Source organism: Vibrio sp. 99K-1 (genome assembly GCF_013114585.1).
Lineage (GTDB): Bacteria > Pseudomonadota > Gammaproteobacteria > Enterobacterales > Vibrionaceae > Vibrio > Vibrio chagasii_B.
Window position 1 is genome coordinate 396,619 of record NZ_VTXF01000001.1, and the last position, 18,469, is coordinate 415,087.

13 protein-coding genes are annotated in these 18,469 nt (G+C 43.2%); 3 read left to right on the forward strand and 10 right to left on the reverse strand.

What is annotated here, in order from left to right; genetic code table 11:
• Window positions 1-623: 623 nt before the first annotated feature.
• From F0228_RS01770 to F0228_RS01780, 3 genes are all read left to right on the forward strand, one after another.
• Window positions 624-2,090, forward strand: a complete 1,467-nt coding sequence (locus F0228_RS01770) for a methyl-accepting chemotaxis protein (protein ID WP_171731571.1) — start codon at window positions 624-626, stop codon at window positions 2,088-2,090.
• Window positions 2,091-2,206: 116 nt separating this feature from the next.
• Window positions 2,207-3,349 carry a hypothetical protein gene (locus tag F0228_RS01775; protein WP_171731568.1) on the forward strand — a complete coding sequence of 381 codons (1,143 nt, stop codon included), beginning with the start codon at window positions 2,207-2,209 and terminating at the stop codon, window positions 3,347-3,349.
• A 9-nt stretch (window positions 3,350-3,358) separates the two neighbouring features.
• A complete protein-coding gene (locus tag F0228_RS01780) occupies window positions 3,359-3,769 on the forward strand; it encodes a phosphate ABC transporter substrate-binding protein (protein WP_171731567.1) in 411 nt (136 codons plus the stop codon).
• Window positions 3,770-3,857: 88 nt separating this feature from the next.
• On the opposite strand, the gene F0228_RS01785 is transcribed toward F0228_RS01780, so the two are convergent.
• From F0228_RS01785 to F0228_RS01830, 10 genes are all read right to left on the reverse strand, one after another.
• Window positions 3,858-4,925: a sulfate ABC transporter permease gene (locus F0228_RS01785; RefSeq protein ID WP_171761771.1), complete on the reverse strand. Its 1,068-nt coding sequence runs from the start codon at window positions 4,923-4,925 to the stop codon at window positions 3,858-3,860.
• A gap of 1 nt (window position 4,926) precedes the next feature.
• Entirely contained in the window at window positions 4,927-5,403 is a 477-nt protein-coding gene (locus F0228_RS01790; RefSeq protein ID WP_171731565.1) for a hypothetical protein, read from the reverse strand.
• Window positions 5,404-5,412: 9 nt separating this feature from the next.
• Window positions 5,413-8,625 carry a response regulator gene (locus F0228_RS01795; RefSeq protein WP_171731564.1) on the reverse strand — a complete coding sequence of 1,071 codons (3,213 nt, stop codon included), beginning with the start codon at window positions 8,623-8,625 and terminating at the stop codon, window positions 5,413-5,415.
• 214 nt (window positions 8,626-8,839) lie between these two features.
• Window positions 8,840-9,214, reverse strand: coding sequence for a hypothetical protein (locus F0228_RS01800; protein ID WP_171761772.1), 375 nt, complete (start codon window positions 9,212-9,214; stop codon window positions 8,840-8,842).
• A gap of 108 nt (window positions 9,215-9,322) precedes the next feature.
• A complete protein-coding gene (locus F0228_RS01805) occupies window positions 9,323-11,461 on the reverse strand; it encodes an ATP-binding cassette domain-containing protein (RefSeq protein ID WP_171761773.1) in 2,139 nt (712 codons plus the stop codon).
• The gene (locus F0228_RS01810) at window positions 11,458-13,044 is read right to left on the reverse strand and encodes an ATP-binding cassette domain-containing protein (RefSeq protein WP_171761774.1); all 1,587 of its coding nucleotides are present in this window, start codon (window positions 13,042-13,044) and stop codon (window positions 11,458-11,460) included. The genes F0228_RS01805 and F0228_RS01810 overlap by 4 nt, the downstream gene beginning before the upstream one ends.
• On the reverse strand, window positions 13,034-14,458 hold the full coding sequence (locus tag F0228_RS01815) for a TolC family protein (RefSeq protein WP_171761775.1): 1,425 nt from the start codon (window positions 14,456-14,458) through the stop codon (window positions 13,034-13,036). Before F0228_RS01815 ends, F0228_RS01810 begins: the two co-directional genes overlap by 11 nt.
• The gene (locus tag F0228_RS01820) at window positions 14,433-16,664 is read right to left on the reverse strand and encodes a response regulator (protein WP_171761776.1); all 2,232 of its coding nucleotides are present in this window, start codon (window positions 16,662-16,664) and stop codon (window positions 14,433-14,435) included. The genes F0228_RS01815 and F0228_RS01820 overlap by 26 nt, the downstream gene beginning before the upstream one ends.
• 3 nt (window positions 16,665-16,667) lie before the next feature.
• Window positions 16,668-18,017 carry an HlyD family type I secretion periplasmic adaptor subunit gene (locus tag F0228_RS01825; RefSeq protein ID WP_171761777.1) on the reverse strand — a complete coding sequence of 450 codons (1,350 nt, stop codon included), beginning with the start codon at window positions 18,015-18,017 and terminating at the stop codon, window positions 16,668-16,670.
• A 3-nt stretch (window positions 18,018-18,020) separates the two neighbouring features.
• The gene (locus F0228_RS01830; protein ID WP_171761804.1) at window positions 18,021-18,383 is read right to left on the reverse strand and encodes a hypothetical protein; all 363 of its coding nucleotides are present in this window, start codon (window positions 18,381-18,383) and stop codon (window positions 18,021-18,023) included.
• Window positions 18,384-18,469 lie beyond the last annotated feature (86 nt).

An 18,469-nucleotide genomic window follows, 5' to 3' on the forward strand; every position in this document is an offset into this window, starting at 1 on the left:
GCGCTCTCCAATTAGAGGTTTAATTTAGTCGCTCTAAGGTTGACTGAATTAAAAAGAGTAAGTTCTTGAGCCTGTCGCCTTCTTACACAAACCTGACGATGTTGACACAGTTATTAAAGTGTAGGGCATGTAGGAAATTTAATTATTGGTAACGCGTTTGAATCATCGTGTTTTTATATATTTCAACTCGACATTAAGCCTATGGAATACGTGCGTTTAAATATGTTAGTTGAGTATGAAGTCGAATAAACATTAAGTTTTAAACAGGATGACGAGCTTGGAATTAAGCTGTATTTGATGAAGTTGAAAATTAAAACTTATGATTTATATGGTGATTTTCTTGGTCGATACATTTTATAAACAATATTTACATATTTATCACTATTTTTGTATTGACCGATTGAATAACTGGTCAGATCTGTTATTGTGCCAAAAAATACTAGTGCGGTTTGTCATACTGTTTAGCAAGGAAGCTTATGTTTACACTATCGATTAAGAATCGAATTTTGGCGTTATGTTTGGTTTCGTTAGTAGGGTTTATTAGTATTCTATTTGTCGGTGGGAATACACTTACTAGCAATACCAAGCAGGTTAATCGAATTGACCAAGTTACTTATCCCGTGATGAACGCGGCGTCGTTAAACAGTGTGCTGATCTCGCAATTGGCGGAGCGCTTTAACTTAGCTGTAACGCTTGGTGATGAAGAGATTTTGGAAATGAACAAGCAAACTCTTGCTGCGATTCAAAGTAACTTCAATATTCAAATCACGCTGGATCCTTCTCTGCAGGGTGAATCGACGCTTCTGCAAAATAAGACCAATCAATATTTTGAACTTGCTTACCAAATTGCCCAAGGAATGATCGATGAGGAGATCAGTCTGAGCGAAGCCGGTCGTTTAGCAAAAGAAAGTACCGCGATTTTAGATGCCTTAACCCTTGGCATGCGTGAGTTCAGCGCAGACCGACAAACTGAGTTCGAGAATGCAGTTGAAGATCTAGAAGCCAATAATAAACAGGCTAACCAAATCATGAGTGTTTCTGGTGCTGTGGCAATGCTTGCTATGTGTATCTTCGGGTGGTTAGTCGTAAGAGGAATTCGAGCGGATCTGGCAAACATTAGCGATAAGATGCACGATATCGCTGAGGGAGACGGAGACCTAACAGTACGCCTTCAACACGAGAAAAATGATGAACTTAAACCATTAGTAGAGTCGTTTAATAGCTTCGTGTCTCATCTGCAACAGAACGTAACCCATACCATAGACAACGTGACTCAACTGGATTCAATCTCTGGCTCTCTTGTTAAGTCGAGCCAAGTTACAAACGAGCTTTCTACCAAGCAACACCTTTCAATTGAAGAAGTTTCTAGCTCATTGAATCAGCTATTTCTTGCTGCTCGAGAGATTGCAACCAATGCAAACGATGCGTCATCTTCTGCTTCTAGTGCTAGTGAACAAGCAAGCTTAGGGGAGCAGCAAGTTGAGAGCACCATCGTTGCGGTAAAAGAGCTAACGAACGATGTCAGCAATGCATCGCAAGTTGTGAAACAGCTGAACGACAACACACAGAGTGCAGGTTCAATTTTAGAATCGATCAGTGCAATTGCAGAACAAACCAACCTGTTAGCGCTTAACGCGGCCATTGAAGCGGCTCGTGCTGGAGAACAAGGTCGAGGTTTTGCTGTGGTTGCTGACGAGGTTCGAACGTTAGCGTCACGGACACAAACTTCAACCCAAGAAATTCAGTCGGTGCTTTTACAACTTCAAGAACAAGCACAAACCGCTTCGAACATTATCTCTGAAAGCGTTATCAAAGCAGAAGATTGTGTAGAGAAGTTCTTAGTGGCTGAAGGTTCGCTGCAAAGAATTACATCAGATGTCACCGAAATCAGCCAACGAAACGAAAGTATTGCCGCTGCGACAGAGCAGCAAGAACAGACCTCAACCCGAATAGAAAGCTTTGTAGAAGAAATTCGCAAAATGGCCGAAGGCACCAGCAACAGTGTAAAACAAGTTGATGCTGTCGCCCATGATATTCAAGAGGTCACTCGAAACATATCAACATTAACTGGCCACTTTAAAGTGAGTTAAAAGCCCCTAATTGTCCTCTCTATCCTTGTTCGTGAAACATAAAGGAGGGAGGTCTATACCCGAAATTCGGGTGATTCATATAAAAACAAGAAAATAACATAACAATGGAGTTAGTTATGAGAAAGACAGTGGTTGCTGCACTCGTAGGCATGGCGTTTGGCGCTAATGCTACAAGTATGGACAATATTCGTATTAGCGGATTCGGTTCTGTAGGTATTGGTAAGTCAGATAACGCCATAGGTTATGCGGGTTACACTGACGAAAAACTTGACTGGGAACAAGAGATGCTAGCGGGGGTGCAGTTTGACTTTCAAGTCAACGAGCGTGCTAAATTCGTAACACAGGTGGTTGCTAATAGCCGCTATGACTATGATCCAAAATTTGAGATGGCTTACGCGTCTTATGATTTCGATTCGTTTACTGCTCGTGCAGGTAAGCTTCGTCTTCCTCTATTCTTCTATTCAGACTATACCGATTTAGGCTATGCGTACCCAATGATCAGGCCGTCTCAAGAGCTTTATGAAAACATTGTTTTGAAAGGTTATACCGGCGCAGATTTGCTGATTCCGATAGAGCTTGAAGATTCAAGCCTGTTGCTGCAGCCACTGGTTGGTATTGGTACTATCGATGAGGAAGATTCAATCGTAGGTGAGGTTAAGTTAGATCAATTGTATGGTTTGAGCGCGAACTGGAACGTTGATGATTTTACTTTCCGTGGTTCTTACTTGGTTGCTGAAACAAACCCATCTTGTGATTTCAATACATCAACGGACCCGTACTGCCGCCATTTAGCTCCTTTACTTGATAGCCAAGATGGTCAGTTTATCTCTTTGGGGGCGCAATATGATAATGGCGACCTACTGGTTAACGTAGAAGCCGCTGACGTTCAAATTGAAGGTCAATTCTACGACTATCAATCCGTTTCAGGCTTGGTCGGTTATCGAATCAATGAGTTTACACCTTACCTTTCAGTTAGCTGGGTTGAAACCACGGATAACGATGAACGTGAAAACATGACGATTACGGCAGTTAAAGAGTCGATGAATTACGAGCGTATCTCTTACTCTATCGGTAACCGCTGGGACTTTGCTAAGAATATGTCGTTAAAGGCTGACGTGACTTACGTGGATTACCGCGATACAAGCGGTGGCTTCCAAACCAATGTTGAGACGTCTGCAGCCAACCCATTTATGGCGACAGGGAATTACCTTGAAGATAGCTCAATTGTCTATTCAGCTCGTCTAGATTTCGTATTTTAAGGAGGCAACATGAAAACTTTATTATCAGCGATAACATTAGCCATCCTTTCATTTAATGTATCGGCAGGCATGGTTGTTATTGGTAACAATGCAGGTGTGGAGTCATTGTCGAAGTCGGATGTCAAAAAGCTCTTTATGGGTAAAAAGAGCAAGCTGGCTAACGGAACTAAGGCGCAAATTATAGAGTTAGTTGATGGTTCAGAGGGTCGACTTGCCTTCCATGAGGTCGCAACGGGGCGCAGTGAATCTCAGCTACAATCTGCTTGGTCAAGGCTAGTGTTTACAGGTAAAGCTGAAGCGCCTATTCAAGTTGCAGACTATAGCGAGGCCATCACAACGGTAGCGTCAAAAACTAACGCCATTGGTTACGTTGATGAGTCCGCATTGACGGGTGACGTGAAAGTGCTGTTTAAGTACTAATGCAATTTTAGTTGATGATAAAAAGCCCAAGACAAAGGTGTTGTCTTGGGCTTTCCGTTTTACTGGTTACGTGTTTTATCGGTAGAGGTTAGAACACAAAGCTCAGCATGATGGTATAGAGCACTGCATCTTTATCATCAAAGCCCGTCAGTGGATTGAAGTCTTCAACAAAGGCGCCGTTGGTTTTACGAGCTTCAAAGTATTGCACCTCACCATTGATAGAGACGTTAGGTAACACGTCGTAATCAACACCAATTAAATAGCTGTTGCCGGTTAGATGTTCATTTGAGTCGAACTCAGCTCCGTAAACCACGTACGGAGTGAATGAGTTAAGTCGGTAACCTAAACTTGCGTACATCGAGGAGGAGAAGTCACTGATTTGACCTTCACTGGCCAGTATTGCTTGACCAAATTCGTACTCAGCACCCAACGACCAAAGTTGAATGTGTTGGTTATCTTGTTTTGGAAGAGAACCAACGTTTTTAATCTTAACCGTCTGATCAAAGTTTGAATCTAGGAAGGATAAGTTCCAACGATAGTTCTCGCCACTAAGCTGAAGATTGGCACCGAACATTCGATTGGTTTCAAATTCCAGTTCCGTACTCGAATTAAAATCGACTTCATTGTTGTCTTTTATTCCGAAAAACGGAGAGAGTAACAACGTCGCTTCATCGCTTACATCATGGGTCCAACTCACTTTGATACCGTTGAACGCAGTGATACCCAATACGGCGTTATACACCTCTGTAGGCGGCCTTGCTGTCATGTAGGCTTGACCAACATAGTAGTACTCAGATGCAAGGAAGAGAGGCAGTCTCAATCGCCCAATACTGACATCAAAATCATTGAATTCATAACCAAGGTAAGCCCATTCTAATTGCGGATCACTCCAATCGTACTGAGGAGCTTTAACAACTTGCACAGAGGCTTTGAATGAGTCGTAGAAATAATCGAGTTGAACACCAAAAGTGGTATCACAGTCGTAACAACTCTCATCGGTAAAACCACGATTGATGATTAATGGGTTGTCGTTGTCTGATGTTGCCCAAGACGTTGAACCAAAGCCGCTCAGAGACAAGTTATCGGTGAGCTCGATGATCGCGAAAGCCGGAGAGGCAATTGAAGCACATAGCACTGACGTAATTATTTTTTTCATGTTATTTCTCCGAGCTTATAACGTAGAGAACGTTGGCATTTTGAGGAATCGAAGAGAGTGGGGCATAACCAATACGGTTAGGTTTGTCGTTGAGCCAATCCACTAAGCTGTCTGTCGACGCCGATTTTATTTCTCTTGGATAACGCGCTTTACCCGAGAAAGATAACCCAGCCCAGTGAGCGTTCATTTGAGCGGCGTTCTTTCCTAGTAAAAGTTGATAAAATTCCTCTCTTTCGGCGCTGTTTTCAGGCCAATCTGATAGTTCTACACGTTTGCTGTTAAGACGTTTGGTTTTTCCTCGATATAGTTTTCTTGCTTTGTTAATTGATATCTCTTCAAACCCTGAATCTAAAGAGAATATGGCGTAGTCTTCCGCTGCATGAGCTGGGCTAACAAGAAGTAGACCTCCTAATAGCCCTAGTACTGCGACGAACACAGCTCTGCACTGGAGTGTTTTTATTGTTTTCTTCCAATCCATTGGTTTCTCCTAGCAAGTCGCGCTTTCAATTTGATGGAATAGTTTCTCTTTTCTTACGGGCTTCGCAACATAACCATCCATACCCGAATCAAAGCACTTTTGAATATCATCGTCGATAACGCTAGCGGTTAACGCGATGATAGGAGTCTTTGTTAAGCCTAGGTTTTTCTCGTGCTCTCTAATCTCCCTGGTTGCGGTGAAACCATCCATCACCGGCATCATGCAGTCCATTAAAATAATGTCGAAGCTGCTGTCGTTCTGATACATATCAACGGCAATCTGTCCGTTGTCCGCAATTTCAAAGGTATAACCTGCTTTCTTAAGCATGACCGACGCCACTTTTTGATTTACACGATTGTCTTCGACTAAAAGAATCTTTTCAGATTTACTTGGTACAGATTCTTCTTGAGGCTCCTCCGGTAGCGTGGTTTTCGCTGCTTGAGTTGTAGAGGTGGCTTTGTGAATAGGGGTAACGGTTGAGTTGTGCGTTGGCGCTGTATTGTGTGTTGCTGGAAGCGGCATTGCTTCGACAGCCGTTAGCACTTTCTCTTTTAACATCTCGAACTTGAACGGCTTAGGCACGTAATCGTCCATACCCACATCGAAACACTTTTGTATGTCGTCATCGATAACACTGGCAGTCAACGCAATGATAGGGATGCGGCGGGTTGCTTCTGTGTCTTTCTCGATACGTCGAATGTGACCCGTTGCCTCAAAGCCATCCATGACAGGCATCATACAATCCATCAAGATTGCTGCGTAATGAGGGTTCGCGGTAAACATATCCACGGCCTCTTGCCCATTGTTAGCGAATTCAAATTCGAACCCACTTTTTCCGACGTGTAGACCGGCGATTTTTTGATTTATCTTGTTATCTTCGACAATCAAGATCTTATGTTGAACCTGAAGCTCGGACTGGTTTGTATTCGATAGCTCAGCTAACCCCTGGGTATCGCAAAGTTCGACTGCTTTTATTAAGCGCAGACCGAGCAGGGGTTGTGACACTTGTGCCGCGATACATTCCCCGATGTCGGCGGGGTCGCTGAGGAAGGAACGAATTAAACAAATAGTCGCGCCATTTTTATGGAGCGTATCTAGTTGTTCGGCATAGTCGCTAGCTTGGAACTCATCGCTTTCTGCAAAGATAACCGTAGTCGGTTTTGTGTGTTGTTTGTTGGTGATTTGGTCACTAATCTCGCTCGTATTATCGGTGGTTTGCGCCACTTCTAACCCATAGAGTTTTAGGTCGTTTTCGATACGCTCTGAAAGCAAGTTAGCATGCCCAAGAATATAAATGTCTGCGGAAGCTGAGCTTGGCTTCGGTAGCATTAGGTCAACCGCTAATTCTAGGTCGAAATAGAAACAGCTACCTTCGCCTTTCACTGAATCTAGCTGTATTTGTCCGCCCATTAGTTCTACGAGCTGAGTACTGATGGCAAGTCCTAAGCCAGTACCACCAAACTGACGAGTCGTTGAGTCATCTTCTTGCGCAAAAGGTTCGAATATCTGTTTTTGCTGCTGCTTATCGATACCAATACCCGTATCTCGCACTGCAAAGCGCACTGTGACCTTGTCGTCGGATTGTTGGAGAGTGTTGATCGAGAGGGTAACGCCGCCTTCAGCTGTGAACTTCACAGCATTCGACATAAAGTTCATCAGCACTTGTCTTAGACGGTGGTCATCGATCATAACTCGGGCTGGAGTATCCGGGCTGATATCAACGTTGACTGATATTTTTTGCTCTTTGGCTTTTGGCGCAACAATCGACGCAATGTCATAAATGGATTCGCGGATAGACGCAGAATGTGGACTGATCAGCAACATACCGGATTCAATTTTCGAGAAGTCCAATATGTCATTGATTAAGCTAAGCAAGAGTTGAGAAGAGGTTTCTATAGTGTCTACATAATCACGCTGTGTCGGGGTTAATGGAGTATCAGAAAGGATCTCTGAGATACCGATAACGCCATTTAATGGGGTACGGATCTCGTGTGACATGTTGGCTAGGAAACTACTTTTCGCCTTACTTGCTTGTATTGCGTGATCTTTCGCTTCTTCGGCGTCCTCTTTAGCTCGCTCTGCGTCTTCTTTCGCTAGCGTGAGCTTTTCTTTAGCGTGCTCTCTTTCAATAGTTAAACGCTCGACTTGCTGAGCGAATAGACTCAGTTCATCTTTACCTTGAATGAGCTTTTCCAGTGAAGGGCGAGTTTCATCATTCTCACTCTTTAAGAACTTCAGAACCAAACCAAGATTATTGGTTACCTGTCTTGCTAAGCTCAGCGTTAAGCCCATAACAATCGTTGCGAGTAGGGCGACTAAAGAGATGAATAATGTTCTTTGTACTTGAGCCGCTGAGATTGCTTGTTCAACTTCAACTTGGAACTCTTGTTTGATGACGTTCCCTAAACTTTGCAATAGGTTAAGTCGCGCGCTCATTGCTTCCAAGCCGACAGATATCTCTTGAGGTGTTAACTCACTAAGAGCGTTGAGATCCAGTAGAGCGTTTCTTATTTCTTGGCTTTGAGCAAACACATCATTTCTGAACACTTCAACCATTAGTGAAACCTGGTGTTCATTGGCATTCAATGACACGAAGCGTTCCAAAAACAGTTGTTGCCTTTCACTTAGGGTTTCAATCTGTTCTGCTAGTTCGGGATTGTATTCTTGGCTACTTTGGAATATCTCAATAAGCGAGGTACCCAATTTAAATTCTTCGTTCGACCAGAACATCAACCATTCTAGTTGTTGTAGCGCTGTGAGATGTTGTTGGATTTCACGCTTGGTGTTTTCAAATGGGACTTTCTCGATTTCAAGTAACAACTGTTTATATAAATCGCTCTGCCATTCAAGGGCATCCAATTTATCGTAAGTGTCAGTTGCTTCCATAGTCGATAAGGTCGCTTCGCTAAAATCCGCGACTAACTGATTCATTTCATCAGAAGCCCCTAGAAAGATAATAGGAGATAAGGTTTTGAGTTCTGACTTAACTTGTTCACTTTGAGCGGTAAACTCTTCAGGACTCGACGCTAATGTGCTTCTGTATAAGACAGAAATATCTTGAAGGTAGACAGATAACTGATTGGTGCGCTCAAAATCAGTTAACTGTGTCGTCAAAATATACGCTTGTCTGCCTGCTAGGAAGAGTAAAAGTGAAATGGGAAGTAGAACTAAGCCAAAGAGTTTATGTTTGACTGAAAGGTTATTCCAGACCGTAATCGCCATATAAGGATCCATCCAACTGTTTTTATATAAAAACAGTAGAATAAAAATAGCGATATGGAAACTTTGTACGAGTTAATTTTTTGGAACTGTGGGAGGAGTATAAGTTCTTATGATTCCGAAACTTATTTTGATTAAACCAATAATTGGCGGCAATTTATTGATGTTAGTTCTATTGTTCTCCTTGTGCTTGCTGATGAATATGTCAAAAGCAAGATTAATGAGTACGAGTTTTACTCTGATTTGCTGCGGATAGAAGTTGTTCTAGTATATCTTTTGCAGAGTGTTCTAACTTCCAAACACCTAAGATGCGCTTGAGTGCAGCACGATAGACTCTGTTTTTGAGAAGGAAAGCTAAGGTCTGAGTATCGTTATTCAATACATGGGCTTGTATAATAGTAAGCTCCGCCTTGTGGGCAATATCGACCTTTTGAAGATTAAAAGCGGGCAGGAAAGAACATTCATACCATATCTCAATGATTTCGCGGAGTTCTAGCTCTTCTTCAGGGACATCGCATTCCTGAAGTTGATGGTTTTCAGGAATTGCGGATAAGTAAGTGACATCAAGCTTGTCAGCAACGAATGTGTACATCTGGTTCCTTGTTATATGTGCTTTTTGAGCGAATCATCCCTCTCGATCACCCGCGTGTCAATGTTATCCATTTATCTGGCGAATGAATTGTGAATGTACGTTGTAGTTTTAGCTTAAGCTATTTAAGTATTTGTCTGTTAAGCCAAAATATTTAAGGTTCCCGTCAGGTTCTAACACTAGACTCATGTTCGATGTCGCGATTAATCCCGGGTCATTGGTTGAGAAAATTACGCTCTTATTCAAAAGTTTATCAGTAAATAATCGGTTAAAATATTGGGCGTTTTCTTGCTCAGCGCCGTTGAATGGCTCATCGATGATTATCAGAGATTGTTCACAGTTGCCTAGGCCAAGGGCGAGGCGTAGTTTTTGCTGAATTCCATTAGGTAGGCTTTTGCATTTGTCTACACTGAGCTGTGTTGCTAACCCTTCTGGTAACCATTCATCTAGCTCGAAGAAGCTGACCATCTCTTTCATCTTTTCAGTAGGAATTAACCCATTGTGCAGAATGAAGTTGGTCTCTAAAGAGCCTTCAAAAATATGTAGGTTAAAAGGGATGTAGTTAATTGAGGTACGGTAGCGATAGCTGTTGAATTGTTTAATGTTGTAACCATCGACAGAGACAGCACCTTGATAACGGTCTTCTAAGCCAGCAATGATGGATATCAACGTCGTTTTTCCACATCCGGTAGGGCCACAAACCACCACTTTTGCTGCTGGTGGGATTTTGAAGCCAAGGTTGGTTAGCCCTGTTGCCGCGCCGGCATAACGGTGACTCACGCCACTGCCTACAATACTGCCTTGGAACAGGCGAATCGGTGGGCTTTTTTCAAGTGTTAGCTTGTCGTCATTCATCGACATCAAATTGTTAATCTGTGCCGATGAAGCCTTAATTGACTGAAACTTGGAGATCGAATTGTAGATACCCATGATTGGGCCTAAGGCTTTCCATACCAGAATCACGGTTGCGAGCATGGCTCCGGCATCTGAGGTACCTTCCATTACGCCAATAACGGCAGTCACGATACTTGCAGTACCAATCACCTGAATCAAACTACCGCCAGCAGCCTGAATTTTACTATTCGTCACCGCAACATTTTCGGCATCATTGGTACTTTGTAAGTGAGAAGCGCTAAAACGAGATTGTACCACGCGCAGGAGCGGCAACCCTTGAATGGTTTTGATGCCACGAAGTATCTCATTCCACTGGTAGGAAACCATGGCGTTAGCCCGAGAGCTTTTGGACGTCGCTTGAGAATAGATATAACGCGAGTATACACAGAACACTAACATCAAGATCAATCCACCCATTACCACGAGTGCCGCGGTACCGGACATCAGAGCAATGGCTATGATAAACACAATCACAAACGGCATATCAAAGTAGCTAAGTGTGGATTCTGCGGTAACCAAGCGTCTAAACGTGTCGATATCTTTTAAGCGGGCAAGTTGAGATGACACGCCGGCGGTTGAGGTCATCGCGTAGGGCAACCATAGCAGCTTCGATATCACGGCTTGCGATATATGAACCGCGAGATCTTTACCGGAAGTGGCAATGATATTGACCCGCATCTTCTTAAAGAAGTATTCAGAGAATCCAACAATCACCGCAAATAGGGTCAACCAATAGAGGGTGGCTTCAGAGCTGGACGTCAATGCGAAGTTATATACACTCATGATGAAGAAGGGTTGGAGTGCACCTAATATACTGATCACGAAGCTTAAGATGATTAAACTTTTGAGTTCATTGTTATAACGATAGAACGCGTATTTGATCCAGTTACTTCGGTCTTGTGACTCTGGTGGTGGTTCGCGGAACAAGCGTGAATACTCGCTGATTGCAATCAACAAGCAAGGTTTTTTACACATTGGATATTCGATGGTGTTGTTGTTGGTGTAATCAAACAGCATCAACTTGCCATCTTTGGTGCCAAGAAAGATAGCACTAAGGTTTTCTATCTCAATAAAGCATGGGTGAGGGTGCTTATCGATGTTTTCGAGTGTTTTTAATTTGGTGACATCACAGCGGTAACCAAGGCGTTCGATAGTCGCAGTAAAACTGTCGCTGTCTTTTGGCTTTGGAATGAATGCATCGCTGAGTATCGCTGGTGTGCCTTCCCACTCGAGGGCAATTAAGGTGTAGGCTAAGCCGCGAATCAGTGGTGATTGGATATAACGTTCGTCATACCCGCTGGCTTCAAAGTCGAGCACTCGCTGCGGTACATTATTGAAATCAACTAAGATACTCATTGGTCACCTCCCGTTAGTTTGACGCGTTTGAGGCGGTGATTCAGTTTGTCCATTTTGTTACTGGCAATGATGAGGATCTTATCGTTGGCTCGGTAAGCGGTACTGGTGAGCACCAAGCGGGCGAACTCATCGTCGTAGACACAATCGATGTCATCAAATATTAAGACACGCTTGCTAGCCAGTAACGCACGAACCAACAACAGGGCGTATCCCACTTGGCGTGAGAAAGGGTTCCTCATATGGCCCTTGAGTTCGGTATAAAAACCGGCAGGCAGCCCGTCGATTTGTGCCTTGATATTCATGGTTTCGCACAAGGCAAAGGCGGTGTTATTCAAGCTTGGGCGAAAACAGGTCAGGTTATCAATAATGGTGCCTTCTACGAAGGAGCTGGTCTTATCAACCATCAATACGCTGTTGCGCCAAACGTTGTAGTTCAGCTCATCTAACGGCGTGTTGTTGATCATTATCTCTAATTTGCTGTCACTGTTTTGTCGAGTGATGCAATTCGCCAAATGGGTTTTACCCGAGCCACTCTTCCCTGTCAGCAAATACGCTTGGCCGCGCTCAAACTCGATACGCTGTTTGTCTGAATATTTAACCGATATCCGCTCAACTTCCGTGGTTTCATGCTGGTGTTCAACAGAGGCGGCAAGCTCCAATAACTCCGCAATGCGCTGGATGTGGAGTTTGTTTAGCTCCCAGCGGCTCGCAGTGCGCATGACTTGTTGGTATGGGGCGAAGTAACGGTTGGTCAGCATAATAATCGCAGCCATGATCCCTTGGCTTGATTCCATATTGATTACAGCTGTCGCCAAAACAACCACCACACAAGCAATTGAGAGCTGTTGAATTAACGCTAATATCAAACTGAAGTTAGATTCAATCTGTTCGTATTTGATGTTCTCGACTTCACGCTCCTCTACCATTTGTGTCATCAAGCTTTCTACGCGGTACTCCATATTTCGCGCTTTGATATCCAGTGGGCTTGATATGATCTCAATGATTTTAGATGTGGTTAAGCCCTCGATGTCTGACTTGTTTTGCAAGCTGCCAATCTTTTGTTTAGAAAGGCTCCAAGCGAATATAGCCAAGATCAGTGACGCAATGAGAAGGGTGATACCTGCCCATATGTTGATTAATCCGATGATAAGTATGGTCAGTACACTGACTGCGAGGTTGATAAGCGCTCTAACCGATTCCCCGCCAAAGAAGGTTTTTAGTTCGGGGATGGTGGCGATGCGTTCTAGATATTCCCCCGGCTCTAAGCGGCGAAATTTAGATATTTCAGCTAAACAGATGGATTGAAATACCTTGTTGGTTAGGTTTGTCTCAAACTGCCTCATGATCACGGAGGAGATTTTCTCCTCCTGATTTTTTAGGTGGTAGTCGAGGAATATCGAAATCAAAATGATCGCGAACAGCAAGAAAAGGGTGTCTTGTGCTTGGTTCGGCAATACTCGGTCAAAAATGATCAGAATTGAGAAAGGCAGTACCAAACCAAATAGTGTTGAGATAATGGTAGAGAAAGTGAGATAGCACTTATCAGCCATATTGATTTTCTGAGAAAATTGCTCAGTTTGCATTGCGACCTCCTTTCTTTAGTGACTCGGTTGAGAGAAGGTGTTTCGGCACTAAATCTTGGTTATCACGTCCTTCGATGTCGCTCATTAATTGCATAATGCTCTCAATAGACTGAATCGACAGTACGCCTTTAATTTGTTCAAGCTTGATCGTCTCAATGATGTAGTCGTAACGTGCACTTTCGTAGTCTCGCAACGCACTAAACAGTTTGCTTTCTGCGGCGAGTAAATCGGTGATAGTACGCGTGCCTAGTTGATATGCACGTTGAATCCCTTTGTAAGAGGCATAGTTGGCACGAATGATGTTTTCATAACTGCTGATCGACTGAGAAAAGTCGTTAATGTTAAGAACTGATGTGTTCACGCTATTACGAGTGGTGTAGAGCGAGTCTTGATAAAGCAACTCTGTGCGCTCGATGGCCGTCGATGATTTTTGATAACCATAGTAGTCCGAGCCACCCGATAGGATAGGTACGGCTAGATTCAGTCCAACACTGGTTGAGTTACTTTCACCAGTGGCAGTGATGTCTGTTTTGTCGTAGTTATTGGCATCGTCATGGCGGTAACTGGCTGAAAGAGAAACGGTTGGTAAAAAGTTGGACCCACTCTCTTTTAAGCTACGACGGCTTCGTTCGACGTTTTTCTTAGCGACCAGTAGATCGTTATTGAGTTTTAGCGCTTGGTCCATAATTGAGCGTTGCTCTGTCTCACTTATCTCTTTTAGTGGAACACTTTCGTAGATGTCTTGTGACGGAGTAATAGGGTACTGAATCTGAATCGATAACCCGTTAAGAATGACGCGTCGGTCTTTTTGGAGCGTTCTTAATCGGTTAGCGACTCCTTCTTTTTGCGCAATAACCTCATATAGCTCACTGGCCGCGGTGTTGCCTAGCTCTACGTTACGTCGCATTTGATGCTCTCGCGTCTCAGATGATTTAAGTTCAACTAGGGTCGCTTTGATTTGCGCATTGTTTTTTAGGTATTCAAAATACTGAGATCCGATTTCTGAAATGGTGCTTTGAATTTTGTTTTCGTGCTTAATTTCTTCGATATTGAAATCGAGCTTTGCGGTGCCGTATTTGAAAATGTCACCAAGGTTAAATATCGATTGAGAAAGGGAAAGGCTATAGCTGTTAGAGTTATAGCTAGAGGTTTCATCAGGAACTCCCGATAACAAGGTCTCGTTTTCATTCCATGTGGTATCGGCGGCACCGTTTAACGAAGGGAGAAACTTAGAACGACTAATACCAATATTGTATTCGTTCTCTTCTACGCCTTTGTCACTGGCTCTTAGGGATAGACTGTTTTGCAGGCCGAGCTCTACCGTCTCAAGCAGGGTAGTTGCCATTGCCGAAGGAGTCGTGCTGATTGCAAGTGCAGCGATAATGCTGCTAGTTAAGCTTTTGTACCGCCACATACTTGTTGATCACCTTGATGATTTCATCGCTCTTGTAAGGTTTGCTGATCACGTAATCCATCCCTGCTTCTATACACGCTTGATGTTCATTACTGCTGGTCAATGCGGTTGCACCAATGATGGTACAAGGGTTTTTCTCGTTTTCTTGTTCAAATTGACGAATGCGTTTGGTTGCTTCAATGCCACCCATGCCTGGCATAATGCAGTCCATGAAGATGATGTCAGAACGCTTATTCATGAAGTGCTTAACCGCATCGGCACCATCGCCAACCGTATCCGGTTCGTATTCTTGTTTTGTTAGAATTCGTTTGAGAAGAATTTGCTGAACTCGATCATCTTCCACGATTAGGAATGAGCTGTTTTCCATCTGTTCTTCCGAGGCTTCTGCTTCCATGATGGCAAGTAGGTTCGGAATGAATTCATACGGAATAGCAGGAGAGTTGATGATCTTGTCGACAAAACTGTGACACTCTTGCGCATGTTGAGTATTCGTGACAGACAGTAGTAGCTTGGTGTTCGGGTGGTTCTTGAGTTGAGATTTCACCGTTTTGCTCAATGACGGTAGCTTGTTAGGTTCAAAGGTGTCAGTCAACATAATTGCGTCATAGTCACCAAAGGTTTTAGCTGCTGAGAACAGTTCGTTTGCAGTACGAACTTCGGTGATATCTAGTCCTAAATTTACGAGCATCTTTTTCATCACATCAATACGAACTTGAGTGTTAGCACATAGCAGTAAACGCTTGCCATCGAAGCGAGTTTTCTCGGTATGGAAGTTTTTCGCCTTGAGGTCTAGCTCAATCTGAAAGCGCTCTTGGGCTCCTGATTGGAACCAATGGCTTTCGTAATAGCCATAATCTTTTAGCACGCTCTTAGCCAAGTCATCGGTGTTGGTCGTGTGGTCTTTATGAGCACTCCAATGGAGCTTGTTTAACTTTGCCACCGACACATCTAGGGTTGAGAGAAAGTTGAGGTTAATCGTGACTCGCGTGTTTTCCATATCGGACGCTGCGCCTGATTCAATGGTCACAAATAACTTCTTGTTTGATTTAAGTTGAATTGCGTTTGAAAGCTGTAGAAACAGAATCCAGAACAAGCTGGTGGATTGACCTTCAACGCGATTGGGTAAGTTGTCGGAAATGAAGCAGTCGAGTTCGCCTTCATTTCGTTGAACTTTAGCACTGATATGAATCATCAATTCTGATAAGACGCTGAGCAGCGAGAACTCTTTCGATTTGCTTTCCGTTCCTTGAGATATCAGACGGTTGTAGTTTTCAGCTAGCTCAGAAAGGGTATTGGAAGCGGAGGTAATGTCCTTCGCCATTAATACGCCACTTTCATCGGTCTCTTGAACTAGGTACTGAACACCACCGTTGATGGTGTTGGTAATACCGCGAATTTCATAGCCAATGAGCGCATACAGTTGTTTATAAAGGTCGTTATTGCGCTTTTGATCTTCTAATTTGCTGAAGATCAACTTGAGGTGAGAGTATATTTGTCGCTGTTTGGGGTTGATGCTCACTTCGTTGAGAAGCTCTTCAAGTCTTTGCAAATCCAGTTGTTTAAGCTCTTGGTATAGCGCATCAAATTCATAGTCAATGACTCGTTCATTTGAGCTGGACTTCTTAAGCTTAAATATCGCGACTAAATTGGACAATACGCTAATCACAGCCAACACTGCCACCACCATGAATAGCCATACGAAAAACTCATTTTTCTCAGCCATTAGGTCACTTGCATGGTTGTTAAACATGGTGCGATAGTTATCGTCCATCTGTAGGTAGTTGTTGGTGAGCGAAAGATATAAATCGAGTACGTCATTACGGGTTTTTGAGCTATCTGAAAAACGATTAATCGCCAATTCAAGTTGTGTGTATTCGGTTGCGCCAACCAAGCTGAACTCGGTTTTGTTTAAGGAGGCTAATGAACGAAACTCGTCAATCTCGCCCTTTAATGTAGTTAGATCTAAGTCATTAGCGCTGCAGTTATTGGCTTTTATACAGCGCTGTAAGGTTTGAATGTCTGACTCTATGGTTTGATTCAGCTCTTGGGCTTTGATAAGAAGCGGGGTATTTTGCACTTGTGATACCGAGTCAACCTTTGACCAAGAGAAATACAAATAAAAGGCAAGCGCAGCTAATACCACACTAAAGAGTATGCTTAGACGTAGCGCAGGTACCGAAATATTGTATGAAGGCTTTCCGCTCATTCATTACCTCTCATCGAAAGCATCTTCGATGGCGGACATCACAGGCTTGGCTGCGTATTCGATGACTCGGCGTGAGCCCGTTTTGACATCGGCAGTAAATTCCATATAAGGGGATAGTTTGTATTGTGTGCCTCCTCGCTCAAGAAAATTTTGGCTTATCTCAATCTCTGCCAAATAGAACTCAGCGTCCTCTTCTTCGTAAGATGATCGACTGATAGAGGCTATGGTTCCCTCTACAAAACCATACTTGGCAAAGTTATACGTATCCATTTTCACTTTTACTGCTTGGCCGATCTCCACAAACCCCATGTCTTTACGAGGGATTTTTGCTTCGCCGTGAAGGGAGTTATTGATCGGTGCGATATCAGCGATACTCTCGCCTGGAGGAATAACCGCCGAGCGGAAGTTAAAGTGCAATTTATCGACCACGCCATCAACCGGTGAATAAACGACTAGGCGGTCAACCTTGTCTGAGTGCTGCGGTTGTAAGATTCGTTTCAGTTTGAGATCTTTGTTCGCTTGGATGATTTGTGCTTGATACTCTGAGTTTCGGTTCTCAACTAAATCACGATGTTGCTTTTCTAGTTTGTCTAACTGGAAGCGCTCGTTCATTACCGACTCATCCAGGTTCTCTATTTCACGCACCATATTGGACTCTTGAACCTGCATATTGAGAACATCTACGTAAGAAGCCATCTCTTCTTTATAGAGGGTGTTTTTGATATTGAGCTGTTTACGAATCAATGAAAGCTGATTCTCTGAACTTTTACGGCGCTTTAGCATGGAGCTGATAAGGGAGTTTTTGTGCTTTATATCATGAGTGATGAGTTCTTCATTAGAGCGATTTTTAGAGAACTCTTGTCGCCAAGTGTTCATGTTGGTTTGCACTTGTTCAGGGTACTGCTCAATGAATGTGGTGAAGTCGGGCTCCACCATATCGCGCAAGCTTTCATAACGAATCTTGTCTAGTTCAAGTTGGATGATCTCCGTATTTACTGTATCCAGCTGAGTATTACGGTCGAGTGAGCGTATTCTCGCGATGGGTTGCCCTTCATAAACGACTTCACCTTTTCTTACGAGCAACTCTTCTAGAATCCCACCTTCTAGGTGTTGAACTTTTTCCACGTCAGATTCCAAAAGCAGTTCACCACGAACAGAAACAACAATGTCTATACGTGCTTGTGACGCTACGGCAACCGCAACCAGTGCCAGCATAAATATAATAAGCAGCGTTTTGTGAACACTACTCATTGCACTTGCTAGTACTATGGTATCGTCTGCTGTGACCTTAGTGGCTTCTGTATTAGAAACAAGGGCTTTTCTAAGGTGATGCTCAATTTGATTATTGCTCATGACCTACCTCGATACCTTGTTATCTGAAACGATTTCTAGTTCTAACAAATGATTTATTTGTCGATTAACGTTTAGCAATTCAGCTTTTACATCCTCTAAAAGTTCTTCCGGAGCAGGGAACTCGTGTTTACTTAAATGCTCCAGTTTCGCCATCTTAGGCGGCAAATCCTGGTCGCATAGTAGGGTTAAGATTGTCTTCAACTTTCTTGCGTAATGGTTAAGCTCATCGAAACGATGGCCTTTATGAAGCTGTTCGATGTTTGATGCTGCGTCAGAAAAATCCTTGTAAAAATCTCCCAATAGCAATTGCAGCCCTTTGTGGTTGTTGTCGATTGAACGCAACAAATTTGTCATGTCTATCATAATTCCACTGCCTTAATTGCTTTAATGACAATAACTAAGGATCTTTAAAGGAGAATTTCAAATTTTTTTTGCATCTTTATTTGTAAAAA